This window comes from Pseudomonas sp. B611, from assembly GCF_055407965.1.
The window spans coordinates 194,054-218,085 of record NZ_JBUZST010000003.1 but is presented as its reverse complement, the minus strand read 5'-3'; the positions used below and the strand labels follow the sequence as shown (position 1 = coordinate 218,085).

The 24,032-nt window shown below is 59.4% G+C and carries 27 protein-coding genes; 16 read left to right on the top strand and 11 right to left on the bottom strand.

What is annotated here, in order from left to right; genetic code table 11:
• Positions 1-9: 9 nt before the first annotated feature.
• From ACZRMO_RS09265 to ACZRMO_RS09255, 3 genes are all read right to left on the bottom strand, one after another.
• A complete protein-coding gene (locus ACZRMO_RS09265) occupies positions 10-1,215 on the bottom strand; it encodes a dermonecrotic toxin domain-containing protein (protein ID WP_463972657.1) in 1,206 nt (401 codons plus the stop codon).
• Between the two features lie 145 nt (positions 1,216-1,360).
• On the bottom strand, positions 1,361-2,437 hold the full coding sequence (hppD, locus tag ACZRMO_RS09260) for a 4-hydroxyphenylpyruvate dioxygenase (RefSeq protein ID WP_463972656.1): 1,077 nt from the start codon (positions 2,435-2,437) through the stop codon (positions 1,361-1,363).
• A gap of 245 nt (positions 2,438-2,682) precedes the next feature.
• The gene (locus tag ACZRMO_RS09255; protein WP_463972655.1) at positions 2,683-3,606 is read right to left on the bottom strand and encodes a DMT family transporter; all 924 of its coding nucleotides are present in this window, start codon (positions 3,604-3,606) and stop codon (positions 2,683-2,685) included.
• A gap of 77 nt (positions 3,607-3,683) precedes the next feature.
• Here ACZRMO_RS09255 and ACZRMO_RS09250 point away from each other — a divergent pair, with 77 nt between their 5' ends.
• The 3 genes from ACZRMO_RS09250 (at position 3,684) to ACZRMO_RS09240 (ending at position 6,776) form a co-directional block, all read left to right on the top strand.
• The gene (locus ACZRMO_RS09250) at positions 3,684-4,565 is read left to right on the top strand and encodes a LysR family transcriptional regulator (protein ID WP_463972654.1); all 882 of its coding nucleotides are present in this window, start codon (positions 3,684-3,686) and stop codon (positions 4,563-4,565) included.
• Between the two features lie 107 nt (positions 4,566-4,672).
• Positions 4,673-6,214: an EAL domain-containing protein gene (locus tag ACZRMO_RS09245; protein WP_463972653.1), complete on the top strand. Its 1,542-nt coding sequence runs from the start codon at positions 4,673-4,675 to the stop codon at positions 6,212-6,214.
• Positions 6,215-6,410: 196 nt separating this feature from the next.
• On the top strand, positions 6,411-6,776 hold the full coding sequence (locus ACZRMO_RS09240; RefSeq protein ID WP_124524701.1) for a histone-like nucleoid-structuring protein, MvaT/MvaU family: 366 nt from the start codon (positions 6,411-6,413) through the stop codon (positions 6,774-6,776).
• Between the two features lie 107 nt (positions 6,777-6,883).
• On the opposite strand, the gene ACZRMO_RS09235 is transcribed toward ACZRMO_RS09240, so the two are convergent.
• Positions 6,884-7,420 carry a DUF4946 domain-containing protein gene (locus ACZRMO_RS09235; RefSeq protein WP_463972846.1) on the bottom strand — a complete coding sequence of 179 codons (537 nt, stop codon included), beginning with the start codon at positions 7,418-7,420 and terminating at the stop codon, positions 6,884-6,886.
• 178 nt (positions 7,421-7,598) lie between these two features.
• Between ACZRMO_RS09235 and gloA the strand changes: the two genes are divergently transcribed.
• Positions 7,599-8,120, top strand: coding sequence for a lactoylglutathione lyase (gene gloA, locus ACZRMO_RS09230; protein WP_448185226.1), 522 nt, complete (start codon positions 7,599-7,601; stop codon positions 8,118-8,120).
• Between the two features lie 111 nt (positions 8,121-8,231).
• Here gloA and ahpF read toward each other — a convergent pair whose 3' ends face one another.
• From ahpF to ACZRMO_RS09215, 3 genes are all read right to left on the bottom strand, one after another.
• Positions 8,232-9,788, bottom strand: coding sequence for an alkyl hydroperoxide reductase subunit F (ahpF, locus tag ACZRMO_RS09225; protein ID WP_124524699.1), 1,557 nt, complete (start codon positions 9,786-9,788; stop codon positions 8,232-8,234).
• Between the two features lie 121 nt (positions 9,789-9,909).
• Positions 9,910-10,473, bottom strand: coding sequence for an alkyl hydroperoxide reductase subunit C (ahpC, locus tag ACZRMO_RS09220; protein ID WP_010210361.1), 564 nt, complete (start codon positions 10,471-10,473; stop codon positions 9,910-9,912).
• 145 nt (positions 10,474-10,618) lie between these two features.
• Positions 10,619-11,551 carry a site-specific integrase gene (locus tag ACZRMO_RS09215; protein WP_463972652.1) on the bottom strand — a complete coding sequence of 311 codons (933 nt, stop codon included), beginning with the start codon at positions 11,549-11,551 and terminating at the stop codon, positions 10,619-10,621.
• A gap of 170 nt (positions 11,552-11,721) precedes the next feature.
• On the opposite strand from ACZRMO_RS09215, the gene ACZRMO_RS09210 reads away from it, so the two are divergent.
• On the top strand, positions 11,722-12,729 hold the full coding sequence (locus tag ACZRMO_RS09210; protein WP_463972651.1) for a DNA-binding protein: 1,008 nt from the start codon (positions 11,722-11,724) through the stop codon (positions 12,727-12,729).
• On the opposite strand, the gene gorA is transcribed toward ACZRMO_RS09210, so the two are convergent.
• Together gorA and galU are read right to left on the bottom strand one after the other, a co-directional pair.
• Positions 12,730-14,088, bottom strand: coding sequence for a glutathione-disulfide reductase (gene gorA, locus ACZRMO_RS09205; RefSeq protein WP_463972650.1), 1,359 nt, complete (start codon positions 14,086-14,088; stop codon positions 12,730-12,732). It lies immediately after the preceding gene.
• A gap of 106 nt (positions 14,089-14,194) precedes the next feature.
• Entirely contained in the window at positions 14,195-15,034 is an 840-nt protein-coding gene (gene galU / locus ACZRMO_RS09200) for a UTP--glucose-1-phosphate uridylyltransferase GalU (protein WP_003212579.1), read from the bottom strand.
• A 310-nt stretch (positions 15,035-15,344) separates the two neighbouring features.
• Between galU and ACZRMO_RS09195 the strand changes: the two genes are divergently transcribed.
• On the top strand, positions 15,345-15,530 hold the full coding sequence (locus ACZRMO_RS09195) for a hypothetical protein (RefSeq protein ID WP_017734216.1): 186 nt from the start codon (positions 15,345-15,347) through the stop codon (positions 15,528-15,530).
• Between the two features lie 142 nt (positions 15,531-15,672).
• Positions 15,673-15,954 carry a hypothetical protein gene (locus ACZRMO_RS09190; RefSeq protein ID WP_026136449.1) on the top strand — a complete coding sequence of 94 codons (282 nt, stop codon included), beginning with the start codon at positions 15,673-15,675 and terminating at the stop codon, positions 15,952-15,954.
• Positions 15,955-15,963: 9 nt separating this feature from the next.
• Here ACZRMO_RS09190 and ACZRMO_RS09185 read toward each other — a convergent pair whose 3' ends face one another.
• Positions 15,964-16,194, bottom strand: coding sequence for a hypothetical protein (locus ACZRMO_RS09185; protein ID WP_124524695.1), 231 nt, complete (start codon positions 16,192-16,194; stop codon positions 15,964-15,966).
• A 21-nt stretch (positions 16,195-16,215) separates the two neighbouring features.
• Positions 16,216-16,566 (bottom strand): hypothetical protein, encoded by a 351-nt coding sequence (locus tag ACZRMO_RS09180; protein WP_124524694.1) that lies wholly within the window; start codon positions 16,564-16,566, stop codon positions 16,216-16,218.
• A 211-nt stretch (positions 16,567-16,777) separates the two neighbouring features.
• Here ACZRMO_RS09180 and ACZRMO_RS09175 point away from each other — a divergent pair, with 211 nt between their 5' ends.
• From ACZRMO_RS09175 to ACZRMO_RS09135, 9 genes are all read left to right on the top strand, one after another.
• Positions 16,778-17,080: a DUF1883 domain-containing protein gene (locus ACZRMO_RS09175; protein ID WP_003173824.1), complete on the top strand. Its 303-nt coding sequence runs from the start codon at positions 16,778-16,780 to the stop codon at positions 17,078-17,080.
• Between the two features lie 26 nt (positions 17,081-17,106).
• Positions 17,107-17,271, top strand: a complete 165-nt coding sequence (locus ACZRMO_RS09170) for a hypothetical protein (RefSeq protein WP_017734220.1) — start codon at positions 17,107-17,109, stop codon at positions 17,269-17,271.
• A 4-nt stretch (positions 17,272-17,275) separates the two neighbouring features.
• Positions 17,276-17,941, top strand: a complete 666-nt coding sequence (gene alkB / locus ACZRMO_RS09165) for a DNA oxidative demethylase AlkB (protein ID WP_463972649.1) — start codon at positions 17,276-17,278, stop codon at positions 17,939-17,941.
• Between the two features lie 75 nt (positions 17,942-18,016).
• A complete protein-coding gene (gene ada, locus ACZRMO_RS09160; protein WP_463972648.1) occupies positions 18,017-19,063 on the top strand; it encodes a bifunctional DNA-binding transcriptional regulator/O6-methylguanine-DNA methyltransferase Ada in 1,047 nt (348 codons plus the stop codon).
• A gap of 105 nt (positions 19,064-19,168) precedes the next feature.
• A complete protein-coding gene (locus tag ACZRMO_RS09155) occupies positions 19,169-20,233 on the top strand; it encodes an NAD(P)H-dependent flavin oxidoreductase (RefSeq protein WP_463972647.1) in 1,065 nt (354 codons plus the stop codon).
• Between the two features lie 111 nt (positions 20,234-20,344).
• Complete coding sequence (gene modA, locus ACZRMO_RS09150) at positions 20,345-21,097, top strand: molybdate ABC transporter substrate-binding protein (protein ID WP_463972646.1); 753 nt, start codon at positions 20,345-20,347, stop codon at positions 21,095-21,097.
• The gene (gene modB, locus ACZRMO_RS09145) at positions 21,098-21,778 is read left to right on the top strand and encodes a molybdate ABC transporter permease subunit (protein ID WP_017734225.1); all 681 of its coding nucleotides are present in this window, start codon (positions 21,098-21,100) and stop codon (positions 21,776-21,778) included.
• Positions 21,779-21,783: 5 nt separating this feature from the next.
• Positions 21,784-22,863, top strand: coding sequence for a molybdenum ABC transporter ATP-binding protein (gene modC, locus ACZRMO_RS09140; RefSeq protein WP_463972645.1), 1,080 nt, complete (start codon positions 21,784-21,786; stop codon positions 22,861-22,863).
• A 78-nt stretch (positions 22,864-22,941) separates the two neighbouring features.
• Complete coding sequence (locus ACZRMO_RS09135) at positions 22,942-23,979, top strand: DNA topoisomerase IB (RefSeq protein WP_463972644.1); 1,038 nt, start codon at positions 22,942-22,944, stop codon at positions 23,977-23,979.
• The last annotated feature ends 53 nt before the right edge of the window (positions 23,980-24,032 follow it).

Sequence of the window (24,032 nt, the reverse complement as noted above, 5' to 3'; positions counted from 1 at the left end):
TTTGCAGGCTTACGTAGCCACTTTGGTATCGGTGTCTGGAGCTGGTGGGCCATATTTCTCCAGGATGTCTGCAAAGGCTTCAAGTCTGTCCCTGACTGCACCGTACCGGGGTATCAGGCTTTGGACTTCACCGCCGACCTTTTCAAGCCACTTGTCCATCGTGTCCTTGTTTACGCCAAAAAGCTTGCCCAGTCGGTTGTCATGGTTCAATTGCAGTAACGTGCCTTTGACCGGATTCTTGACAATTTCTTCAATGGAGTGGGCAACGTCTGAAGGCACGCCGAACGCCATCAACGCGGTTGCCAGCCCTTCCCCGGGGTTGCGTAGCTGCCTGGTGAACTCATGAAACATCCCAGCCAGATTGTTTGCCCCAACATTGTCCATCGATTGAGCCTGGATCCGGCGGACCCAACGTTTTAGCGTCATCGGCTCGAGTGGAGCATCACTGTTGTTCAGTCCGTTCTGTACAAAATAGAACGTGTTTTTGCCGCTTGCGCCATGCAGGTTTCCGTACGAATCGTACTTGTAGATCACCTCCGTACCATCCCGCAGATACCCTTTATAGGTTGGCCGACCCCTTTTATCGAACGCCTTGAAGGATGTATTGCTCAAACCCCGGACGGGCACAGGCGGCTCGGTGACGTCTTTACTCAAGCGGGTGAAAATGTCGCCTTTTTCATAACCGTAGCTTCCGACCACCGCGTTGACATCGTTATCAACAAACTGAGTCAGCGTCGTCTTGACATCTTCTCTGTTCTGCGACGGGAAATGGGCGGCAAATTTTTCCTGTTGCTCGGGATCACCGGCTTGCTCCTTGACCCAGGAAGTCATCTCTTCACGCGTGTTGAATTCGTGTAAGGATGGCCCTGGTTCCTCGGGTACATACAATACGAAATTCGTACCTTCGGCGCTGGGTGGTACGCGCTTGATCACCACGATGTCATTGGCCTGCAAACCGTCCACCGCAAAAGTGGTGACCTGCATGCCAGGCGTGCCTTGGGCGCTGCGGGTTAATGACCCTTCCGCCAGTTCTTTCCCTTTGGCACTCAATGTGCCATCCCGAAATTCCGATTGAATAGTTTCAATGAAAGTTTTGCGCGCGTTGTTGGCAGCCTGCCAACCCCCGGTAAACGCGATATTGCGCTTTGAGCGGATGGGCTCACTGTGCACTTGCGGTCCAAACGAAGACGCCGATGCGGAGGCGATTGTGTTCATGGCGAAGATCTCTTGTCAGCGGGGCAGGTTAATTCCTGCTGCCCTGTGGCCTCTGTGCACCGCAACCGCGCGAACGTTCCATGCCAGAAAGCAAAAAGCCCGGTAGAGGGCTTCCTCTACCGGGCTTTTTCATCGTTGAAAACGGTCAGTCGGCCGTCAACACACCACGACGCACCTGGTCACGCTCGATGGACTCGAACAGCGCCTTGAAGTTGCCCTCGCCAAACCCATCATCGCCCTTGCGTTGGATGAATTCGAAGAACACCGGGCCCATCAGGGTTTCCGAGAAGATCTGCAACAGCAGGCGCTTGTCACCTTCGATGGACGAGCCGTCCAGCAAGATGCCGCGTGCCTGCAACTGGTCCACCGGCTCGCCGTGGTCTGGCAGGCGGCCTTCGAGCATTTCGTAGTAAGTGTCTGGCGGCGCGGTCATGAAGCGCATGCCGATCTTCTTCAGCGCGTCCCAGGTCTTGACCAGGTCTTCGGTGAGGAACGCCACGTGTTGGATGCCCTCCCCGTTGAACTGCATCAGGAACTCTTCGATCTGGCCCGCGCCCTTGGACGATTCTTCGTTGAGCGGGATGCGGATCATGCCGTCCGGGGCACTCATGGCCTTGGAGGTCAGGCCGGTGTATTCGCCCTTGATGTCGAAATAGCGCGCTTCACGGAAGTTGAACAGTTTTTCGTAGAAGTTGGCCCAGTAGGCCATGCGGCCGCGATACACGTTGTGGGTCAGGTGGTCGATGACCTTGAGGCCCGCGCCTTGCGGGTTGCGGTCCACGCCTTCGATGAAGACGAAGTCGATGTCATAGATCGAGCTGCCTTCGCCGAAACGGTCGATCAGGTACAGCGGCGCGCCGCCGATGCCCTTGATGGCTGGCAGGTTCAGTTCCATCGGCCCGGTTTCGATATGGATCGGCTGGGCGCCCAGCTCAAGCGCGCGGTTGTAGGCCTGTTGCGAGTCCTTGACGCGGAACGCCATGCCGCACACCGACGGGCCATGCTCGGCCGCAAAGTAGGAGGCGATGCTGTTGGGTTCGTTGTTGAGGATCAGGTTGATCTCGCCCTGGCGGAACAGGTGGACGTTCTTGGAGCGGTGGGTCGCGACCTTGATGAAGCCCATGATCTCGAAGATCGGCTCCAGGGTGCCCGGCGTCGGTGAGGCGAACTCGATGAATTCAAAGCCCATCAGGCCCATTGGGTTTTCGTATAGATCTGCCATGGTGGCACCTCATCATTCTTGTAATAAACACAGGGTTAATTGCGAGCAAGGATGAGGTCGGAAGGTGGCGCACAGGAAAGGCCTCGCACAGTGCGGGCGAGGAAGTCACCAAAGATGAGGGGGGAGCCCAGTAGCTTCATGGTTGCATCAGTCTCTGACGGCCGAGGCTTGCGTGAGCGCAAGTCCATATTCTTGTATGCGTAAATCGATTCTACACAGCGTAACCGCGTTTGTCCGTACTCTTATCAAATCCCCATAGCCCTGGCCTGCGCAAGGGGTTTATTGCATAGGTAGATACCCAGCAGGATCACCACACCGCCGCCCAGCATCGGCCAGGTCAACGGCTCGTCCAGCAACAACGCGCCACAGACCACGGCGGTCAGCGGGTTGAGTGCGATGAACACGCCGGCGCGGGTGGCACCGATGCGACGCAGCCCATCGTAATATCCGATATACGCCAGGGCCGAGCCAAGCACCCCGAGGTACAGCAGGCTGAACACCTGGGGCGAATGAATTGCACTGAGCCCCTCCACGGTCAAGCGACCCGTGGCCAGCGTGGTAATGACCAACATCGCCGTGCCCAGCAGAATCGACCAAGTCACCGTCTGCAACGGCCCCAGGCTGTGGTTCAGCCCCCGTGAACACAGCGAGTACACGCCCCACCCCAGCACACAGCCGAAAATCAACAGGTCGCCCCGCCAAGCCTGCGCGCTGCCTTGCAGTAGTTGCGGGTTGCGACTGACGATCACGGTCGCCGCACCGCCCAGGCACAGGGCAATTCCGAGCCATTTGAGCCGGCTGAAACGCTCCTTGAACAACAGCCACGACGCCAGCCCGATCACGGCTGGGTTCAACGCGACAATCAGCGACGCCCGCGACGCATTGATGGACTGCAGGGCATAGAAAAAACACAGGTTGTAGACATAGATCCCGCAGAAGCCCAACAACGCCAACCGCAGCAGTTGCGCCGGGCGCGGGCACACCAGGGGGATTCGCGCAAAAGCCATGAACAACAACAACGCCAGGCTGGCCGCGACAAAGCGCAGGCTGGCCGCCAGCAGCGGATCGACACTCGCCGCCAGGTAACGACCGGCGACAAAAGTGCCGCCCCAGATCATCGTCACGGCCGCGAGTTTCCAATAGGTGCAATGGTCTGCGGAAAAATTCATCAATCAATGCTCGGCTAGTAGAAGGACTGACGTATTCTTCGACTAATACCCGATCATCGTAAAATGAGTGATTGCTCATGACCCTGACCCAACTTGAAATTTTCTCCCTGGTGGCCGAACTGCAAGGTTTTACCAGTGCGGCTCACCGCCTGGGCATCGGCCAATCGGCGGTGTCCCACGCCATCAAGGCGCTGGAACAGGAATGGGGGGTGGAACTGTTCCGCCGTCACCAGTCCCAAGTAGAGCTCAGTGACATCGGCCAGCAACTGCTGCTGCGCGCCCGGGCCATACTCGGCCTGGCCAACACCCTTCAACAAGAGGCTGCCGATGCCCGCGGGATGAAACGCGGCACGCTGCGCATCGGCTCGTTCGGGCCCACGTCGTCCAATCGGTTGCTGCCGCCGGTCCTCGCGCGTTTTCGCCTGGCTTATCCAGGGATCGAGGTGCATATCGATGAGGGCCCGGATCGCCAGGTGATGCAGTGGCTGGACGAGCGGCGCATCGACGTTGGGTTTGTGGTGCTGGAACAGGAGCGTTTCGATACGTTCGCGCTGTTCGAGGATCAATTGGTGGCGCTGCTGCCTGCCGATCATCCGCTGGCATCTCGCCCGGCCATTGCCCTGGAGGCGTTGTGCGACGACCCTTTTATCCTGACCGAAGCCGGCTCGGCAGAACTGGTAACGCGGGTGTTCAACAGCGCACGGCTGGTGCCGAAAGTGCGTTTCCGCTGTGCTCAGTTGTTAAGTACCCTTGAAGCGGTGAGCCGGGGTGACGGTGTGAGCCTGGTGGCTGAGGGGTCGTTGCCTCACGTGGCGGACCCACGCTACGTCTCCCGCCCGCTGGCCCCGGCAATCGTTCGCCCCATCGGGCTAGCGGTATTGGACCGGCGCCAGTCATCCCCTGCGACCCTGGCGTTTATCCAAGTGGCGCAGCGTGTTTATTCTGACGGCGCCTACTGACCGAACGGCCAGGTAGGGCAAGCTAATTCTGGCCCGGCCAACTATCATCGAATCAAGCTGATGTGCCCTCCGGCGTTTTTTTCATACTGCAACAGGCCGTGCCCCCAATGCCCCTGACTCTCAACGGCCCGCGAAACCGTGCCAATCGCTACCTGATCACATCCCTCAGTGCCGTGTTGCCGATCGCCCTTGGCGTGGTGATCTTGTATTGGCAAGCCGAACGCAGCCTTCAACAAAGCACCGCGCAAACCGCCCATGAAGCCGTGCGCCAATTCGACTTGATGCTCGACAACACGGCGCTCGCCGCCGAGGCCCTGCTGCCGCTGGCGGGCCAGCCGTGTGACAGTGCTGCACAACTGGCGCTGCGCGAGCAGGTCACGCGCCGGCCGTTTGTGCGCGCAACCACCTTGTCCTGGCAGAAGAACATCTATTGCAGCTCACTGTTTGGTGACACTTACGCGTCGAAGGTCAACCCGGACGACTACGTGGATGGCCGCCTGTGGCTGATGAATGGCAACCCGGTCACACCCGATACCGCATTGCTGGTTTATCGGCTGGTGGAGGGTGATAAAGCGGCGTTTGCCTCGATTGACGGCTACCACCTGACCAACGCCCTGCGCCTGATCAGCCGCTACGCGCAGTTGGTCTTGCAAGTCGGCCCGCACTGGTTGGGGGCTGATGGCAAGGTGCACGACACCGCCGTGCCGCAGTTTGCCGTGGCCCATCAGCACTTGGCGTCGACGCGCTATGACTACAGCGTGGAAGCCGGTATGCCGGCAGGCGAAGTTTGGCGCTATATGGAGGCTCGATACCCGGGGTTCTTCAGCCTGCTGGTGTTCTTCGGCATACTGGCCGGCCTCCTCGCGCATTGGCTGCAGAAGCGTTCTTCGGCGCCGACACATGAACTGCAACGGGCATTGGCCGCGAACGAGTTCATTCCCTATTTCCAACCGGTCGTGCGTGGCGACACCCGCGAATGGGCTGGCTGTGAAGTCTTGATGCGCTGGCAGCATCCGAAGGAAGGCCTCGTACGCCCGGACTTGTTTATTCCCTTGGCCGAGCATTCCGGCCTGATCGTCCCCATGACCCGCTCGTTGCTGCGCCAGACCGCTGCGCAACTGGCGCCCCATGCCGGGCGCTTTTGCCCGGGGTTCCACATCGGCGTGAACATCACCGCACGCCATTGCCAGGACTTGGACCTGGTGCAAGATTGCCGTGAGTTTCTCGCCGCCTTCGCGCCTGGCCAGGTCACGTTGGTGTTGGAGTTGACCGAACGCGAATTGATCACGCCGACCGATATCACCCGCCAGTTATTCGATGCCCTGCACCAATTAGGGGTGCTGATCGCCATTGATGACTTCGGCACCGGCCATTCAAGCCTGGGTTACTTGCGCAACTTCAATGTCGATTACTTGAAAATCGACCAAAGCTTTGTCGCCATGATCGGTGTAGATGCACTCTCGCGGCATATTCTCGACAGCATCATAGAATTGTCCGGCAAGCTCGACCTGGGCATAGTCGCCGAAGGCGTGGAAACAGCGGAGCAATGCGAGTACCTGGCGGCACAAGGCGTGGATTTCCTACAGGGCTATCTGTTCGGTCGGCCGTTACCCTGCGATGAATTCATCGAGTCCCTGGCACGCCATTGAATAGCCACAGACTAACATCATGAAATAATCTTATTTAGACAAAGACGTTATTTACTCCCGAGGGATTAACTACTACAATTTTTTCTGCCAGTGCAAAACACGCAGAAAGGTCTCTTTTTTGAGCCACCTTAAAGCTTTTGGCTTATAGCTTTGCCTGCAGTTGATATCAGCCAACTACATAATTGGAGTACAGATTTTGTCCAGACTCGCCGAATTTCGCGCAGCAGAAAAAGCCCTTCAAGAGCAGCTGGCCCAGCTGGAAACCCTGAAGAATGACGCTGGCCTGAAGAAAGAAATCGAATTTGAAGAAAAGCTTCAAGCGCTGATGAAAAGCTACGGCAAAAGCCTGCGTGACATCATCTCCATCCTCGACCCTAACCCAGGCAAGGCTGGTGCAGCTGTCGCCGCCGCCCCCAAACAGCGCCGCGCCCGTGTGGTCAAGGTTTACCACAACCCGCACACCGGTGAGTTGATCGAGACCAAGGGTGGCAACCACCGCGGCCTCAAAGCCTGGAAAGAACAGTACGGCGCCGCCACTGTAGATTCCTGGCTACGCGGCTGATCAGACCGCACTAACAAAGAGCCCCGCACATGCGGGGCTTTTTTGCAGGTTCGATAACGAACTTAACTAACATTTCACTTTGTTCAAAATCGACCAATGCAACGCCTTCAAAGTTTCAGGCTGTCGCGCACGGAAGTGACTTCATCCTTGCTGGTCTCGTAGGCTTGCGCCTGTCCTGCATAAGAAAAAACATACGCCTTTTCGATATCAACTGCGCCCACCAATGTTTGCGAAAGCACATGCCGTCCGTTTTCGGTAATCACGCAAGTAGTTTCCAGTGCGTCAAGGCGGCTCAATGTCGTTGAGTGCATTTTGCTACACACACTTTGATAGCCGCCTTGAGCGAACTCCTTCTGGATGGATTTGCGCATTTCCAGCAGCACGCCTTGAAGATTAACTTTGTGCCCGGTTTCAATGGGTGTAGCGGTCAACTCCATGACCATCAAAGTCGTGCCATTTTCATCGTTCTTGATCGCGCGTTGGCGTGATACCACCGCGGGCTTTGCCGGTAACTCGCCGTCAGGCACCACTTCCTCAACCTGCCAGCCACTGGGCCAATGAATTTCCGGGTCGGCCGCCAGTACCCACGGACTTGCCAGCAGCACACACACAGCGCTCAACAACGGTTTACGAAATTCGATCATTGCAAAAAACACCCAAGGTTCCAGCACCAAAGTTTGAGCCCCGCCCCCATGGGCCGCAAGCGCGGCGTGACCTTTTTCATTTGGCGCACTGGCCAGGCCTTGCGTATCATGGCCCGGCTGCACGGATGCTTGCCGCAAGCCAAGGGACCGCTTTGCCCCATTTTTTTCTGGAGGGCCCATGAGCCTGCACGAACTGAACACTTTCCCGGGCGTCACCGCCCAGCCGGACACCGCCACGTCGAACTTCGTGTTCAACCACACCATGTTGCGGGTCAAGGACATCACTAAATCGCTGGATTTCTACACCCGCGTCCTGGGTTTTTCCCTGGTTGAAAAGCGAGATTTCCCGGAAGCGGAATTCAGCCTGTACTTCCTGGCGCTGGTGGACAAGTCCCAGATCCCGGCCGATGCGGCCGAGCGCACGCAGTGGATGAAGTCGATCCCCGGCATCCTGGAGTTGACCCACAACCACGGTACCGAAAACGACGCTGACTTTGCCTATCACAACGGCAATACCGACCCGCGTGGTTTTGGCCATATCTGCATTTCCGTGCCGGACATCGTTGCCGCCTGCGAGCGTTTCGAAGCCCTGGGCTGTGATTTCCAGAAGCGCCTGAGCGATGGCCGCATGAAGAGCCTGGCCTTCATCAAGGACCCGGATGCGTACTGGGTCGAGATTATCCAGCCAGCGCCCATGTAACTATGTGGCGTGACGCGGAGCGTCACTGGATGCGTTCCCACGCAGAGTGTGGGAACGAGAAATAAAAAACCCCATGATCACTCATGGGGTTTTTCATTTCAGTCAGGCCACTTACGACGTGCGGATCAAGTGATCAAACGCACTCAGGGAAGCCTTGGCGCCCTCGCCCACCGCAATCACGATCTGTTTGTACGGCACCGTGGTGACGTCACCGGCGGCAAACACGCCTGGCAGTGAAGTCTCGCCACGGGCATCGACAATGATCTCACCGCGAGGCGACAGCTCGACAGTGCCTTTGAGCCAGTCAGTGTTTGGCAACAGACCGATCTGCACGAAGATGCCTTCCAGATCGACAGTCTTGAACTCGCCGCTATCACGGTCCTTGTACGCCAGGCCAGTGACTTTCTGACCATCACCTTTGACTTCGCTAGTCAGCGCGCTGGTGATCACGTCGACGTTCGGCAGGCTGAACAGCTTGCGCTGCAATACCGCGTCGGCGCGCAGCTTGCTGTCAAACTCCAGCAAGGTCACGTGGCTGACGATGCCGGCCAGGTCGATGGCCGCTTCAACGCCGGAGTTACCGCCGCCGATCACCGCCACGCGCTTGCCTTTGAACAACGGACCGTCGCAGTGCGGGCAGAAGCATACGCCCTTGGCCTTGTATTCCTGCTCGCCCGGCACGCCCATTTCACGCCAGCGTGCACCGGTGGCCAGGATCACGGTCTTGGACTTGAGGGTCGCACCGCTTTCGAAGCGAATTTCGTGCAATTCACCAGGGTTCTTCGCCGGCACCAGAGCACTGGCGCGCTGCAGGTTCATGATGTCCACGTCGTACTGACGCACATGGGCCTCAAGGGCGCTGGCCAGTTTCGGCCCTTCGGTTTCCTGCACCGAGATGAAGTTCTCGATGGACATGGTGTCCAGCACCTGCCCGCCAAAACGCTCGGCGGCGACGCCAGTGCGGATACCTTTACGTGCTGCATAGATAGCGGCTGCCGAACCGGCCGGGCCGCCACCGACGACGAGCACATCAAACGCGTCTTTGGCGCTGATTTTCTCGGCGGCTTTTTCGATGCCGCTGGTGTCGAGCTTGGCGAGGATTTCTTCCAGGCCCATGCGGCCTTGGCCGAAGTTCACACCGTTGAGGTAGACGCTGGGTACCGCCATGACCTGGCGCTCATCCACTTCCGCCTGGAACAGCGCGCCGTCGATGGCGACGTGGCGGATATTCGGGTTGAGCACGGCCATCAGGTTCAGGGCCTGGACCACGTCCGGGCAGTTCTGGCAAGACAGCGAGAAGTACGTCTCGAAGCTGAACTCGCCTTTAAGGGCGCGGATCTGTTCAATCACTTCGACACTGGCCTTCGACGGGTGGCCACCGACTTGCAGCAGGGCCAACACCAGCGAAGTGAATTCATGGCCCATCGGGATGCCGGCAAAACGCAGGCTGATCTCGGCACCCGGGCGGTTGATGGAGAACGATGGCTTGCGCGCATCATTGCCATCGGTTTTCAGGGTAATCAGCGTGGTGAGGCTGACAACGTCCTGCAAAAGGGCAAGCATTTCCTGGGATTTCGCACCGTCGTCTAGGGAGGCGACGATCTCGATCGGCTGGGTGACCCGTTCCAGGTATGACTTCAACTGAGCTTTAAGATTGGCGTCCAACATACGGGCGATTCCTTTTAATTCGGTAAAAAAAACGCCCGAGCGAATATCGCCCGGGCGTTTTTGAGGGCGGATGCAGCTTACTTAAGGTGCGGTGTATTCCGCCCTGAGGTGCTTCACAGACTTAGATCTTGCCAACCAGGTCCAGGGACGGAGCCAGGGTAGCCTCACCTTCTTTCCACTTGGCTGGGCACACTTCGCCTGGGTGGGCAGCAACGTACTGAGCGGCTTTGATTTTGCGCAGCAGCTCGGAGGCGTCACGGCCAACACCGCCGTCGTTCAGTTCAACGATCTTGATCTGACCTTCTGGGTTGATCACGAAAGTACCGCGATCTGCCAGGCCGGCTTCTTCGATCAGTACGTCGAAGTTGCGGGAGATGGTCAGGGTTGGGTCGCCGATCATGGTGTACTGGATCTTGCCGATGGCTGGCGAAGTGTTGTGCCAGGCAGCGTGAGCAAAGTGGGTATCGGTGGAAACGCTGTAGATCTCGACGCCCAGTTTCTGGAATTCGGCGTAGTTGTCGGCCAGGTCTTCCAGCTCGGTTGGGCAAACGAAGGTGAAGTCGGCTGGGTAGAAGAACACCACGGACCACTTGCCTTTCAGGTCAGCGTCAGACACATCTACGAAGTTGCCGTTTTTGTAGGCGGTAGCTTTGAACGGTTTTACTTGGCTGTTGATGATAGGCATCGTTGATTCTCCGTCAGGTTTTGTAGAAGGGCTTAACAAGTTGATGGGGTGAATCCTACCCACTCTCTACGCAGATGGCTCATTGCCAAAGCTGATGCTCGCGATTGGCTTTCTCTATCAGGTGACTGTATTAATAGAAGAAATCTTAAAGCAGCGGCTGCGTCGCCAAGGTCATGCCGAGAAAGGGCGTCGCTTCAACATAGCGCATGGCCGATTTCATGTCGCTCCAGCCGACGTAACTCATCAGCGACTTGAGATCCCAACCGCTGCGATGGGCCCAGGTTGCAAAACCCCGGCGCAGCGAGTGGCTGGTGTAGAGGTCGGCGGCGATACCTGCGCGCTCCAGCGCCTGGCGCAACAGCGGGATCACGCTGTTGGGGTGCAACCCCTCCTCCCCCAGGTTGCCCCAGCGATCAATCCCGCGGAACACCGGGCCGCGCACCAGCGCCGAGGCACTGAGCCATTCGCTATAGGCCTGCACTGGACACAGGCGCAGCAGCGCGGGGGTTTGGTAGGTCTTGCCGAGATTGTCGCGGTCACTTTTGCTGCGCGGCAAATACAGGCTGATGCCGGCGCCGGGTGTGGCTTGCACATGCTCGATCTCGAGGCGGCACAACTCATCGCTGCGAAAGCCGCGCCAGAACCCCAGCAAGATCAACGCAGTGTCGCGCTTTGCACGCAGCAAGCGCGGCTGGTCGTGGGCTTGGGTGGCCTCTTGCGCCTCCGTTGCCAGCGACGCCACCACCTGCTCCAGATGCTGGAGTTGCAATGGCTCGGCCTGTTTCTCCTGTGCCGGGTGCACGGCCCGTATCCCTTTGAGCACCTTGCGCACCACCGGCGCTTTCGTCGGGTCGGGAAAGCCTTGGCTGGTGTGCCACTGCGCCAACGCCGAGAGCCGCAGCTTCAAGGTGTTGACGGCCAGCACGCCCGCATGGGCCACCAGGTAACGCGCCACGCTGTCGCTGGTGGCGGGCAGGAAGCCACCCCAACTCACTTCGAAGTGTTCGATGGCCGCGCGGTAGCTGCGCCGCGTGTTGTCGCGGGTGGCGGCATTGAGATAACGGTCCAGATCGCTCATGGGAGGCCTATTCGTACTGCTTGCGGGTGTTCACGCGGTTAAAACGTCTATCACACGGGATAATACGCCAATATCCCATCTGTCAGATTATGAATTTAAACGAGTTTTTATTCGTGATAGAGTATGTATCTACATACTACGTACCACAGTACTAAATCGACGGAGACCCCATGGCGCGCGGCGGCATAAACAAAGCAGTAGTTCAAACGGCACGCCTGGCGATCCTCGCTCGCGGCGAGAACCCGAGCATTGATGCTGTACGCATCGAAATGGGCAATACCGGCTCGAAAACCACGATTCACCGTTACTTGAAGGAGCTGGACGACAGCGAATCGCGCCTCACCATCACCCAGGCACCGCTCGACGACGAGCTGGGTGAACTGGTCGCACGCCTGGCGCAACGCCTGAAAGAGAAAGCCCAAGAACCCATTGACTTGGCCCTGGCGCAATTTGAGCAACATAAAAGCGCCCTGCTCGCCCAGGTCGAAACCCTGGAAGCTGCCCACAGCCAGCTCAAGCAGCAATTTGATATCCAGGCCGCCGCCCTGGCCGAAGAAAGCGCTGCCTTGCAAACCACCAGCACCAGCCTGCAGACCGAGCAAACCCGTAACGCAGGCCTTAGTCAGGCGTGCAGCGATTACGAGCTGCGTATCAATGACAAGGACGAACAGATCCGTTCGCTGGAAGAGAAACACCTGCACGCCCGCGACGCTCTGGAGCATTACCGCACGGCCATCAAGGAGCAGCGCGAGCAGGAACAGCGCCGCCATGAGGGCCAACTGCAACAGGTGCAGGCAGAGCTACGCCAGGCTCAGCAGAGCGCCATGGTGCGCCAGGATGAAATCACCCAGCTGCACCGCGACAACGAGCGGCTGCTGATTGAGCACCGAGTCACAGCCAAGGAGCTGGCGACCGCGCAGGAGCAGGCCCGCAAGGACCAAGCCCAGCAGGTCAAGCTGAACGAACAAGTGAACCAGATAGATGGCGAACGCAGCCTGCTTCAGGAGCGCTTACGCGTAGCCGTGCTGGAGTGCCAGTCACGCCAGGAGGCGCTGGCCGAACACCAGCAAGTGAACAAGACGCTGGAACTGGACCTGATCAAGGCCCAGGCCAGCATCGAGGCATTGCGCCTGGCGGCCGTCGTTGCAACGGCACCAGAGGCAACGCCAGACGCTTGATCAGCCCGCCACAGGCGTGCGCATGGTGACGAATTCTTCCGCCGCCGTAGGATGCACGCCGATGGTTTCATCGAAATGCCGCTTGGTCGCGCCCGCCTTGAGCGCGATCGCCAAGCCCTGGACGATTTCGCCAGCATCCGGACCAACCATGTGGCAGCCCAGCACCTTGTCGGTGTCGGCATCCACCACCAGCTTCATCAGGGTCTTTTCCTGGCAGTCGGTCAGGGTCAGCTTCATCGGCCGGAAGCGGCTTTCGAAGATCTGCACGGTGTGCCCTTTCTCCTTCGCCTCTTCTTCCGTCAGCCCTACGGTGCCGATGTTCGGCAGGCTGAACACCGCCGTCGGAATCATCGCGTAATCCACCGGGCGATATTGCTCAGGCTTGAACAAGCGGCGCGCCACTGCCATGCCTTCAGCCAGGGCAACCGGCGTCAGCTGTACGCGACCGATCACATCACCAATGGCGAGGATCGAAGACTCGGCTGTCTGGTACAGGTCATCCACTTCGACAAAACCACGCTTGTCGAGTTTGACCCCAGTGTTTTCCAGGCCCAGGTTGTCCAACATCGGGCGCCGGCCAGTGGCGTAGAACACACAATCCGCTTCCAGCACCCGGCCATCTTTCAAGGTTGCCTTCAGGCTGCCATCGGTCTGCTTGTCGATGCGTTCGATATCGGCGTTGAACTGCAAGTCCAGACCGCGCTTGGTCAGTTCTTCCTTGAGATGGTTGCGCACTGCACCATCGAAGCCGCGCAGGAACAGGTCGCCGCGATACAGCAGCGACGTTTGCGCCCCCAGGCCATGGAAAATCCCTGCGAACTCAACGGCAATGTAGCCACCGCCCACCACCAGCACGCGCTTGGGCAGCTCCTTGAGGAAAAACGCCTCATTGGAACCGATTGCATGTTCGCGCCCCGGAATGTCCGGGATCTGCGGCCAGCCGCCCGTCGCGATGAGGATATGTTTGGCGCTGAAGCGCTCGCCATTGATTTCCACCTGATGCGCATCCACCAACCGCGCATGCCCTTCGTGCAGGGTGACGCCGCTGTTGACCAGCAGGTTGCGATAAATACCGTTGAGACGATTGATCTCACGGTCCTTGTTGGCGATCAGGGTCGCCCAGTCAAAGTTCGCCTCCCCCAGCGACCAGCCAAAACCACTGGCTTGCTCGAAGTCTTCGGCAAAGTGCGCGCCGTACACCAGAAGCTTTTTCGGCACACAGCCCACGTTTACGCAGGTGCCACCCAGGTAGCGGCTTTCGGCCACGGCTACCTTGGCGCCAAACCCTGCAGCAAATCGCGCTGCGCGAACACCGCCGGAACCGGCGCCAATTACATACAAGTCAAAATCGTAGGCCATTTCACTCTCCTCGGCAGGACATCAGCATACCGACTTACATGAGGCTGAAAAACGAAAAAGCCACCCGAAGGTGGCTTTCGCTTAAAACAGGTTTGGCAACCGTGAATCAGTATGCCTTGCCAGTCTTGTAGAAGTGCTCGTAGCAGAAGTTGGTTGCTTCGATGTAGCCTTCAGCGCCACCGCAGTCGAAACGACGACCTTTGAACTTGTAGGCAATCACGCAACCGTCTTTGGCTTGCTTGAGCAAGGCGTCGGTGATCTGGATTTCGCCGCCCTTGCCTGGCTCGGTTTCTTCGATCAGCTTGAAGATATCCGGGGTCAGGATGTAACGGCCAATGATCGCCAGGTTCGACGGGGCATCTTCCGGCGCTGGTTTTTCAACCATGTCGCGCACGCGGATCAGGCCATCACCAATATCGTCGCCGGCGATAACGCCGTACTTGTTGGTTTCTTGAGGATCAACCTCTTGAACCGCGACGATGGTGCAACGGTATTTCTGGTACAGCTTGACCATCTGGGTCAGCACGCCGTCGCCTTCCAGGTTGACGCACAGGTCGTCCGCCAGTACCACGGCGAACGGTTCGTCACCGATCAGCGGGCGGCCGGTCAGGATAGCGTGGCCAAGGCCTTTCATCTGGGTTTGACGGGTGTAGGAGAACGAGCACTCGTCCAGCAGCTTGCGGATGCCAACCAGGTATTTTTCCTTGTCGGTGCCCTTGATCTGGTTTTCCAGCTCGTAGCTGATATCGAAGTGGTCTTCCAGGGCGCGTTTGCCGCGACCGGTCACGATGGAGATTTCGTTCAGGCCGGCATCCAGAGCCTCTTCGACGCCGTACTGAATCAGTGGCTTGTTCACCACCGGCAGCATCTCTTTAGGCATGGCTTTGGTCGCTGGCAGGAAGCGAGTGCCGTAACCGGCTGCTGGGAACAAGCATTTCTTGATCATATAAGTCCTTACAAAGGGCTGTGCGTACGGAATTCGGCGCAGTCTAATCAGGCCGCAGCCACCTTACAATGGGTCCTGCTGGCGTTGCGATGTCAACATAGAGAAAAAATGTCGGTGTAAGTTCCGCTTATCTTAAAGAGAGCGTCACCACGAACAGGGCAAAAAATGCCTGCCCCTCAGTGTTTTAAAGGGCTGCAACCTTTTTAGCACGCTTTTCGCGGTTGTACATTGGATTGGAATAACTTGCGCGGGGCCGCGACATTTGGCGCTATCATTACACCCTTGAACCCGACCACGAGATGCTCAATAGATGTCAGAACCAAAAGGCGTAAACGGCTACCTGATCACCAAGCGTGCGGACGGTTGGCACCTGATCAACTTCCATGGCGACAGCGTCGCCGGGGCTTTTGCGACCGAAAGCCAAGCGGCGGCGGTTGCTGAAGTGTTTGTGGATGAAGCCGGCCACGCGTCGAGCAAGCGCCCCAAAGGCAAGTAAGCCTCGGCGCCTTGCGCAAAAGCCCCGGTCAACGGGGCTTTTTTGTGCTTGCCTGTACCTTGGTGGCAGTTCGCTATAGTCTTGCGCAGACGCTCAACAAGCGTATCGGCGCACCCTCCAACACCTCTACGACGACCTACCCATGAACAAAATTCTGGCACTGACTGCGGTACTGGCGCTTGCCGGGTGCACCACCACCTCTGACGTCTATCTGAAAAACGGTGAGCAAGGCCTGACCGTCGACTGCTCTGGCGAGGCCAACTCGTGGGCCAGTTGCTACGAAAAGGCTGACGCGTCTTGCGCCGGCACCGGTTATCGCATTGTCGGCACCGAGGGCACGCCCGCCCTGAGTGAGGGCGACAAGACCCTGGGCAAGGACGTCGGCAATTACAAAAGCCGCAGCGTAGTGGTGGTCTGCAAGTAACCCTTCGGGCTACAGGTGGACCTCAGCGAACTTGATACCCAGCCCGCGCAGGGTCTCGGTCAGCGCATCAAGGCTGGCGAAGGATTCGACCTCATCCTGATCGTCCACCAGGAAAAAGCTGCGCCCGCCGCTTTTCTTGAAAAACACGATCCATTCGCCGAGGTCGGCAGGATTCTGGATCACATGGGTGGCCGAGATCTGGCCCTCGGCATGGCGCGCTTTGACGTGTTCACGTTTCATATCTGATATTCCGCAACGGCATCAGCCGGAAATGCAATCTTCCCCAGCCTTTTTCACATCACCCGGGCGGATCGGCACATTGGACATGCTCTCATAGAGCTTGATGCTGCTGCCGCTGGAGCGATCTTCAATCTCGAAAATGGCCGAAGGGTCCGCGGAAAATTTCTGCGGCACAATCACCTGCACACCGTCTTTATGTGGCTCGATCTGCGGCGGGCGGCGCGTAGACGACAGCTTACGCACCACACAGGCAGCATATTCCTGCGGCTTCTTGCCAGAAATGACGGCCAGCGTGGGGGGGGTCTGCTTGATATCGGCAACCGAGGCACACCCACCTAGCGCCACGGCCAGAACCAACACACTCCACTTCATACAAAACCTCCGATAAAGACCCTACGACAGCGAGGATGGTAAATTTCTCCCGCCAACGTAGGATTTATCCCTGATAACTCGGTAAATAACTGTTTTAAATTGTCGATGTCATCGACAACGGCACGATAATAAAAGCGCTGGGGCTGATAAACTCCATCTTAACCTACGTATCGTTCTGATTTTTCAGAAAAAGCCCTTCTGGAGACACCCCATGAAATTCATCCACCAGCGCGAGCACCTCAACGAGGGGGACATTGTCGTCATCGAGTGCTCGCAGACTTGCAATATCCGTCTGATGAGCGATGCGAATTTTCGCAGCTTTAAAAATGGCGGCCGCCACACCTACCACGGGGGCGCATTCGACAAGTTTCCCGCCAAGATCACCGCGCCAAGCACCGGCTTTTGGAACATTACCCTGGACGTGGTCACCCGCCGCGCGATCAGCGTGACGCGCAAACCCGCACTGTCCCACAAGATTCGTATCGTTCGTCGCACCAGCACCAAGCTGAGCTGATTCGGACTCGCCACAGGAAAGAAACAGTGACTACCACCAAATACGTGATCAAGTACAAACTCAACGGCGAGCGCCGCTTCGAGTTCGCCCAACTGCACAGCAACAGCGTGGAAGAAGCCAAGCAAGCCCTGGCGAAAATCCATGATGCCAGTGATGAAATCACCGACATCACTGTGAGCAAGGCCCTGTAAACCCATGCCCGCCCCCACCGCCGACCTGTTCACCGATGACGCCCTGCAACAACCCGCAGGGCGTGAACAAATCGGCGACGAGTCCTACGCGCTAAGGGGTTATGCCCTGCCCTGGATCGAGCGCCTGCTGCCAGCGCTGCGCCAGGTGCTGGCGCAATCACCGTTTCGGCAGATGGTCACCCCAGGCGGTTTTACGATGTCGGCGGCCTTGAGCAGCTGCGGTGAGTTGGGTTGGACCACCGACGCCCACGGCTACCGCTACTCCCCACTGGACCCGCGCAGCCAACTGCCTTGGCCGGCCATGCCTGACGTGTTGCGCCAATTGGCGGTGCAGGCAGCGACAGATGCCGGTTTCATCGGGTTCGCCCCCGACGCCTGCCTGATCAACCGCTACGTGCCCGGCGCAAAAATGTCCCTGCATCAGGACAAGAACGAACGCCGCTACAACGCACCGGTGGTGTCGGTGTCCCTCGGCTTGCCGGCGATTTTTCTGTTTGGTGGCCACGAACGTGGTGACCGCGCGCAAAAAATTTCCCTGTTCCATGGCGACGTCGTGGTCTGGGGCGGCGTCGATCGCCTGCGCTTTCACGGTGTGATGCCAATCCCGGAAGGCCTCCACCCGGTCATGGGCCCGCAACGCATCAACCTGACGTTTCGCACCGCCGGCTGATTTGAGCGCAAGCTTCGGAGTGCCAGCCCGCTGCCGCAAGGTTAATCTGCGCAAGACCCGTCAAGAGTGCCGCCCATGAAAACCGAAGAAGATCCGCGCTGGGCCGCCATTGTCGCCCGTGACCCCAAGGCCGACGGACTATTCGTCTATGGCGTAAAGACCACCGGCGTGTATTGCCGCCCCAGCAGCGCCTCACGGTTGCCACGCCCGGAAAATATCCAGTTCTTCGACACGCCGGCACAAGCCGAAGCCGCAGGTTACCGCGCCAGCAAACGCGCGAGCGGGGACCAGACCCAATTGGCCGCCCATCATGCGCAACTGGTCGCCGAGGCGTGCCGCCACATCGAACAGGCCGACACCCCGCCCAGCCTCAACGCGCTCGCCCAGCGCGCAGGGCTCAGCCCTTTCCACTTTCACCGGGTGTTCAAAGCCGTCACCGGGCTGACCCCCAAGGGCTACGCCAGCGCCCAACGCACACGCAAAGTGCGTGAAGGGCTCAAGGGCCAGCATTCGGTCACCGACGCGCTGTATGACGCCGGCTTCAACTCCAACAGCCGTTTTTATGAGTCAGCCGATCAGTTGCTCGGCATGAAACCCAGTGACTACAAGGCCGGCGGCACCAACAGTGAGATCCTGTTTGCGGTTGGCCAGTGTTCGTTGGGGGCGATTCTGGTAGCGCAAAGCCGTCGTGGCGTGTGCGCCATTCTGCTGGGGGATGACCCGGACACGTTGGTCCGCGACCTACAGGAGCAGTTTCCCAAGGCTGACCTGGTGGGCGCCGACCGCCGCTTCGAACAAACGATCGCGCAAGTCGTGGGTTTTATCGAGGCGCCCGCTCTCGGCCTGGATTTGCCACTGGACCTGCGTGGCACCGCCTTTCAGCAACGGGTGTGGCAAGCCCTGCGCGATATCCCGCTGGGCAGCACCGCCAGCTATGCGCAGATCGCCGAGCGTATCGGCGCCCCCAAATCATTCCGCGCAGTGGCCCAGGCGTGTGGGGCCAACAGCCTGGCAGTGGCGATCCCGTGCCATCGCGTGGTGCGCAGCAATGGCGAGCTGTCGGGCTACCGTTGGGGGGTGGAGCGCAAGCGGCGCTTGCTGGCTCGCGAAAGTGACAGCTGACCCGCACGAAAGTGCGCCCGCGTCCAGTGAATAAAACAGAGTGGCCGGCGGCCAAGGGCCCTGCTAAAACAGCGAAAAATCTTACTAACGCTGGAGACGCATCCCATGAGCACCTGGCCAGACACCCGCCTGATTGACTTGCTGGGCATCGAGATACCCATCATTCAGGCCCCCATGGCGGTCGGCACGACCACGGCCATGGTCATCGCCGCCAATAACGCAGGCGCCCTGGGTTCGCTGCCGGCGGCGGCGCTCAGCCTCGCACAACTGCGTGAAGCGCTCAGCACGATTCGCCAGGCCAGCGCGCGGCCCATCAACGTCAATTTCTTCTGCCACCAGCCGCCTGAGCCCGATGCAGCACGTGAGCGGCACTGGAAAGAATTGCTCAAACCCTACTACCTCGAACTAGGCGCGGATTTTGACGCGCCGACGCCCGTTTCCAACCGCGAACCGTTTAACGACGCCGCCTGCCATGTGGTCGAAGAATTCCGTCCCGAGGTGGTCAGTTTTCACTTTGGCCTGCCGGAAAAAGCTCTGCTGGATCGGGTAAAAGCCACCGGGGCCAAGGTGCTGTCCTCGGCCACCACCGTGGAAGAAGCCATCTGGCTGGAACAACACGGCTGTGACGCAATCATCGCCATGGGCAGTGAGGCCGGGGGGCATCGTGGCCTGTTCCTTACCGACGACCTCAACACCCAGATCGGTTTGTTCGCCCTGCTGCCGCAAATCGTCGACGCCGTCAGCGTACCGGTGATCGCCGCCGGTGGCATCGGCGATGCGCGGGGGATTGTCGCGGCCTTCGCCCTAGGCGCCTCGGCGGTGCAGATCGGCACCGCCTACCTGTTCACCCCCGAAGCGAATGTCACGCCGTCCCATCACCACGCCTTGCGCCATGCCCAGGCCAGTGAAACCGCGTTGACCAACCTGTTCACCGGTCGCCCGGCACGGGGCATTGTCAATCGGGTCATGCGTGAGTTGGGCGCGATCAACCCGGCAGCACCGGCATTTCCTACTTCCGGCGGCGCGCTGATGCCGCTCAAGGCCAAGGACGAAGCGGGTTTCAGCAACCTGTGGTCGGGCCAAGCCTTGCGCCTGGGCAAAGACATTTCCACCTATGACCTCACGCGCGAATTGGCCGAACAAGCGCTGGCCAAACTCACGAAAAACTGACACCTGGGGCAACTTGGCACTGTACCGGCAATGGCTAACCGCTATATATTCCCGTAAATAGCGGTAACGCCTTCGACCTATAACAAGCCGTACACCCTCAGGAGCTGCTCTATGAAGATTCGTGTTTCACGCCTGGCGGCGTTGGTTGCCGCCCTTGCCTTCGGTTCGGCCCACGCCGATGAAGTGCAAGTCGCCGTCGCGGCCAACTTCACTGCACCTATCCAGGCGATTGCCGCCGACTTCGAAAAAGACACCGGTCACAAACTGGTCGCCGCCTACGGCGCCACCGGCCAGTTCTATACGCAGATCAAGAACGGCGCACCGTTCGAAGTATTCCTTGCCGCCGATGACACCACCCCGCAAAAACTCGAAAGCGAAGGCGACACCGTCAAAGGCTCGCGCTTCACCTACGCGGTGGGCACCCTGGCGCTATGGTCGGCGAAAGAAGGTTATGTCGACGCCAAGGGCGACGTGTTGAAGAAGAATGAGTTTAAACACCTGTCCATCGCCAATCCGAAAGCCGCGCCTTACGGCCTGGCCGCCACCCAAGTGTTGGCGCGGGAAGGCTTGAGCGACAAGGTCAAGGACAAGCTGGTTGAAGGCCAGAACATCACCCAGGCCTATCAATTCGTGTCCACCGGCAACGCTGAGTTGGGCTTCGTGGCCTTGTCGCAGATCTATAAAGACGGCAAAGTCACCAGCGGTTCGGCGTGGATCGTCCCGTCGTCCATGCATGACCCGATCAAACAGGACGCGGTGATCCTCAACAAGGGCAAGGACAGCGCGGCTGCCAAGGCCTTGGTTGAATACCTGAAAGGGCCAAAAGCCGCGGCCGTTATCAAGTCCTACGGTTACGAGCTCTAAATGCCGCTATCGAGTGCCGATTTTTCCGCTATCTGGTTAACCATCAAGCTGGCGTCACTGACCACCGTGATCCTGCTGGTCATCGGCACTCCGATTGCCCTGTGGCTGTCGCGCACCCGTTCGTGGTGGCGCGGCCCCATCGGCGCCGTCGTCGCCTTGCCGTTGGTGTTGCCACCGACGGTGATCGGTTTCTACCTGCTGTTGACCATGGGCCCCAATGGCTACTTCGGCCAGTTCACCCAATGGCTGGGCCTGGGCACCCTCACCTTCAGCTTCGCCGGGCTGGTGATCGGCTCGGTGATCTATTCCATGCCGTTTGTGGTGCAGCCGTTGCAAAACGCCTTCTCCGCCATCGGCACGCGCCCCCTGGAAGTGGCGGCAACGTTGCGCGCCAATCCCTGGGACACGTTTTTCACGGTGATCCTGCCCCTCGCCCGCCCGGGGTTTATCACCGCGTCGATTCTCGGGTTCGCCCACACCGTCGGCGAATTTGGCGTGGTGTTGATGATCGGCGGCAATATCCCGGACAAGACCCGCGTGGTCTCGGTGCAGATCTACGACCACGTCGAAGCCATGGAATATGCCCAGGCCCATTGGCTGGCAGGCTCCATGGTGGTGTTCGCCTTCCTCGTGTTGCTGGCGCTCTACTCCAGCCGTAAGACCAAAATGGGTTGGAGCTGATCACGATGATTGATGTATGCCTGCAACTGAACTATTCGGGATTTAACCTCGATGTGGACCTGCAATTACCAGGTCGCGGGGTGACGGCTTTGTACGGCCACTCCGGCTCCGGCAAAACTACCTGTTTGCGCTGCATCGCCGGGCTGGAGCGCGCTGAGCAAGGCTTTGTGCAGATCAACGATGAAGTCTGGCAAGACAGCGCCAAGGGCCTGTTCGTGCCGCCGCACAAGCGTGCGTTGGGTTATGTGTTTCAAGAGGCGAGCCTGTTTCCTCATCTGTCGGTGCGCGCCAACCTGGAGTTCGGCCTCAAGCGCATTGCCCGCCAGCAGCGCCGCGTGGACATGGCCCAGGCCACCGAACTGCTGGGGATCGGCCACCTGCTCGACCGCCACCCGCAACACTTGTCCGGCGGTGAGCGCCAACGTATCGGTATCGCCCGCGCACTGCTCACCAGTCCGCAGTTGTTGTTGATGGATGAACCGCTGGCGGCCCTCGACAGCAAGCGCAAGGGCGAGATCCTGCCGTACCTCGAACGCCTGCACGATGAACTGGACATCCCCGTGCTGTACGTCAGCCATGCCCAGGACGAAGTGGCGCGCCTGGCCGATCACATCGTTCTGCTCAATGACGGCAAGGCCCTGGCCAGCGGCCCCATCGGCGAAACCCTGGCGCGGCTCGACCTGCCGATGGCCTCCGGTGACGACGCCGGCGTGGTGATCAATGGCACGGTCAGCGCCTACGACGACCACTATCAACTGCTGACCTTGCAACTGCCCGCCAGTGCCTTGCACATGCGCGTGGCCCATGCGCCGCTGGCGCTGGGCAAAGCGCTGCGCATCAAGGTGCAGGCCCGCGACGTGAGCCTCAGCCTCCAGGCTGGGGAACACAGCAGCATCCTCAATCGCTTGCCGGTGACGGTTACCCAGGAGCTGGGGGCCGACAACAATGCCCACGTCCTCGTGCGCCTGGATGCGGCCGGGACGCCGCTGCTCGCGCGTATCACACGGTTCTCCCGCGATCAGTTGCAACTGCATCCCGGCCAGACGCTGTGGGCGCAGATCAAGGCGGTGGCAGTCCTCGCCTAAGCAAGCTTTTTGGCACGACGGCGCAGGGCTGCGGTCAATCAGGCATACCGGCCTGATTGTTGCCAAGGAACCTTCGCCATGCCCGACGCCACGCTGCCCCGCGACCTGCACTACGTTGACGACACCCAGCCCGGCATTCGCCGCAAGACGCTGCGCGGCCAGTTCCAGTACTTCGACGCCAAGGGTGTACGCATCAAGGACGCGGCTGAAATCCAGCGCCTCAACGCCCTCGCCGTGCCGCCTGCGTACACCGACGTGTGGATCTGCGCCGACCCGCGCGGCCATCTGCAAGCCACCGGCCGCGATGCCCGTGGGCGCAAGCAGTACCGCTATCACCCGCGCTGGCGTGAGGTTCGCGACAGCGACAAGTACTCGCGCCTCCAGGCGTTCGGTCAGGCCCTGCCCAGACTGCGCAAGAGACTCGAAGCACAGGTCGCCGAGCCTGGTTTTACCCGGGAAAAGGTCCTGGCCACGGTGGTGATGCTGCTCGATGCCACCCTGATCCGCGTCGGCAACAGCCAGTACGCACGTGAGAACAAGTCCTACGGGCTGACCACCCTGCGCAACCGGCATGTCGATATCAAGGGCAGCGAGATTCAGTTCCAGTTTCGCGGCAAGAGTGGCGTGGAGCATCAGGTCAGCGTACGGGACCGGCGGCTGGCGACGGTGGTCAAGCGTTGCCTGGAGCTGCCGGGGCAAGACCTGTTCCAATACCTCGACGCGGAGGGCGAACGGCACACCGTCAGTTCCCATGACGTCAACGCCTACCTGCACAGCCTCACCGGCGCCGACTTCACCGCCAAAGACTATCGCACCTGGGCCGGTACAGCCTTGGCGCTGGCGGTTCTGCGCGAACTGCAATGGCAGCCCGAATCCGACGCCAAACGGCATGTGGTGGCAACGGTCAAGGACGTCGCCAAGCAACTGGGCAATACCCCGGCGGTGTGCCGCAAGTGTTATATCCACCCGGCCGTGTTGGAGCATTTCAGCCTGGGGCAACTGTCCAAATTGCCCAAGCCACGGGTGCGCAAGGGGCTCAGGGCGGAAGAAGTGGCGCTGGCGATGTTTCTGGAAAAGTTGGCAGCGGGCTTGCCGAAAGCCGCCAAGCAGGGTTAGCCTTTGCGTCCCTTCTGAGTATCAGGACGACCGCCGACGTGAACAACTAAGCC

What these genes read in the sequence shown, in the direction of transcription:
- ACZRMO_RS09135 (WP_463972644.1), top strand. Translation starts at nt 22,942, where the DNA reads ATGCCCGACGCCACGCTGCCCCGCGACCTGCACTACGTTGACGACACC.
- ACZRMO_RS09235 (WP_463972846.1), bottom strand. Translation starts at nt 7,420, where the DNA reads ATGATCGAATTTCGTAAACCGTTGTTGAGCGCTGTGTGTGTGCTGCTG.
- ada (WP_463972648.1), top strand. Translation starts at nt 18,017, where the DNA reads ATGAAAACCGAAGAAGATCCGCGCTGGGCCGCCATTGTCGCCCGTGAC.
- ACZRMO_RS09180 (WP_124524694.1), bottom strand. Translation starts at nt 16,566, where the DNA reads ATGAAGTGGAGTGTGTTGGTTCTGGCCGTGGCGCTAGGTGGGTGTGCC.
- ACZRMO_RS09215 (WP_463972652.1), bottom strand. Translation starts at nt 11,551, where the DNA reads ATGAGCGATCTGGACCGTTATCTCAATGCCGCCACCCGCGACAACACG.
- gloA (WP_448185226.1), top strand. Translation starts at nt 7,599, where the DNA reads ATGAGCCTGCACGAACTGAACACTTTCCCGGGCGTCACCGCCCAGCCG.
- ACZRMO_RS09250 (WP_463972654.1), top strand. Translation starts at nt 3,684, where the DNA reads ATGACCCTGACCCAACTTGAAATTTTCTCCCTGGTGGCCGAACTGCAA.
- ACZRMO_RS09265 (WP_463972657.1), bottom strand. Translation starts at nt 1,215, where the DNA reads ATGAACACAATCGCCTCCGCATCGGCGTCTTCGTTTGGACCGCAAGTG.
- ACZRMO_RS09255 (WP_463972655.1), bottom strand. Translation starts at nt 3,606, where the DNA reads ATGAATTTTTCCGCAGACCATTGCACCTATTGGAAACTCGCGGCCGTG.
- ahpF (WP_124524699.1), bottom strand. Translation starts at nt 9,788, where the DNA reads ATGTTGGACGCCAATCTTAAAGCTCAGTTGAAGTCATACCTGGAACGG.
- alkB (WP_463972649.1), top strand. Translation starts at nt 17,276, where the DNA reads ATGCCCGCCCCCACCGCCGACCTGTTCACCGATGACGCCCTGCAACAA.
- ACZRMO_RS09185 (WP_124524695.1), bottom strand. Translation starts at nt 16,194, where the DNA reads ATGAAACGTGAACACGTCAAAGCGCGCCATGCCGAGGGCCAGATCTCG.
- ACZRMO_RS09210 (WP_463972651.1), top strand. Translation starts at nt 11,722, where the DNA reads ATGGCGCGCGGCGGCATAAACAAAGCAGTAGTTCAAACGGCACGCCTG.
- hppD (WP_463972656.1), bottom strand. Translation starts at nt 2,437, where the DNA reads ATGGCAGATCTATACGAAAACCCAATGGGCCTGATGGGCTTTGAATTC.
- ACZRMO_RS09195 (WP_017734216.1), top strand. Translation starts at nt 15,345, where the DNA reads ATGTCAGAACCAAAAGGCGTAAACGGCTACCTGATCACCAAGCGTGCG.
- ACZRMO_RS09155 (WP_463972647.1), top strand. Translation starts at nt 19,169, where the DNA reads ATGAGCACCTGGCCAGACACCCGCCTGATTGACTTGCTGGGCATCGAG.
- ACZRMO_RS09190 (WP_026136449.1), top strand. Translation starts at nt 15,673, where the DNA reads ATGAACAAAATTCTGGCACTGACTGCGGTACTGGCGCTTGCCGGGTGC.
- modA (WP_463972646.1), top strand. Translation starts at nt 20,345, where the DNA reads ATGAAGATTCGTGTTTCACGCCTGGCGGCGTTGGTTGCCGCCCTTGCC.
- modC (WP_463972645.1), top strand. Translation starts at nt 21,784, where the DNA reads ATGATTGATGTATGCCTGCAACTGAACTATTCGGGATTTAACCTCGAT.
- galU (WP_003212579.1), bottom strand. Translation starts at nt 15,034, where the DNA reads ATGATCAAGAAATGCTTGTTCCCAGCAGCCGGTTACGGCACTCGCTTC.
- ACZRMO_RS09175 (WP_003173824.1), top strand. Translation starts at nt 16,778, where the DNA reads ATGAAATTCATCCACCAGCGCGAGCACCTCAACGAGGGGGACATTGTC.
- gorA (WP_463972650.1), bottom strand. Translation starts at nt 14,088, where the DNA reads ATGGCCTACGATTTTGACTTGTATGTAATTGGCGCCGGTTCCGGCGGT.
- ahpC (WP_010210361.1), bottom strand. Translation starts at nt 10,473, where the DNA reads ATGCCTATCATCAACAGCCAAGTAAAACCGTTCAAAGCTACCGCCTAC.
- modB (WP_017734225.1), top strand. Translation starts at nt 21,098, where the DNA reads ATGCCGCTATCGAGTGCCGATTTTTCCGCTATCTGGTTAACCATCAAG.
- ACZRMO_RS09245 (WP_463972653.1), top strand. Translation starts at nt 4,673, where the DNA reads ATGCCCCTGACTCTCAACGGCCCGCGAAACCGTGCCAATCGCTACCTG.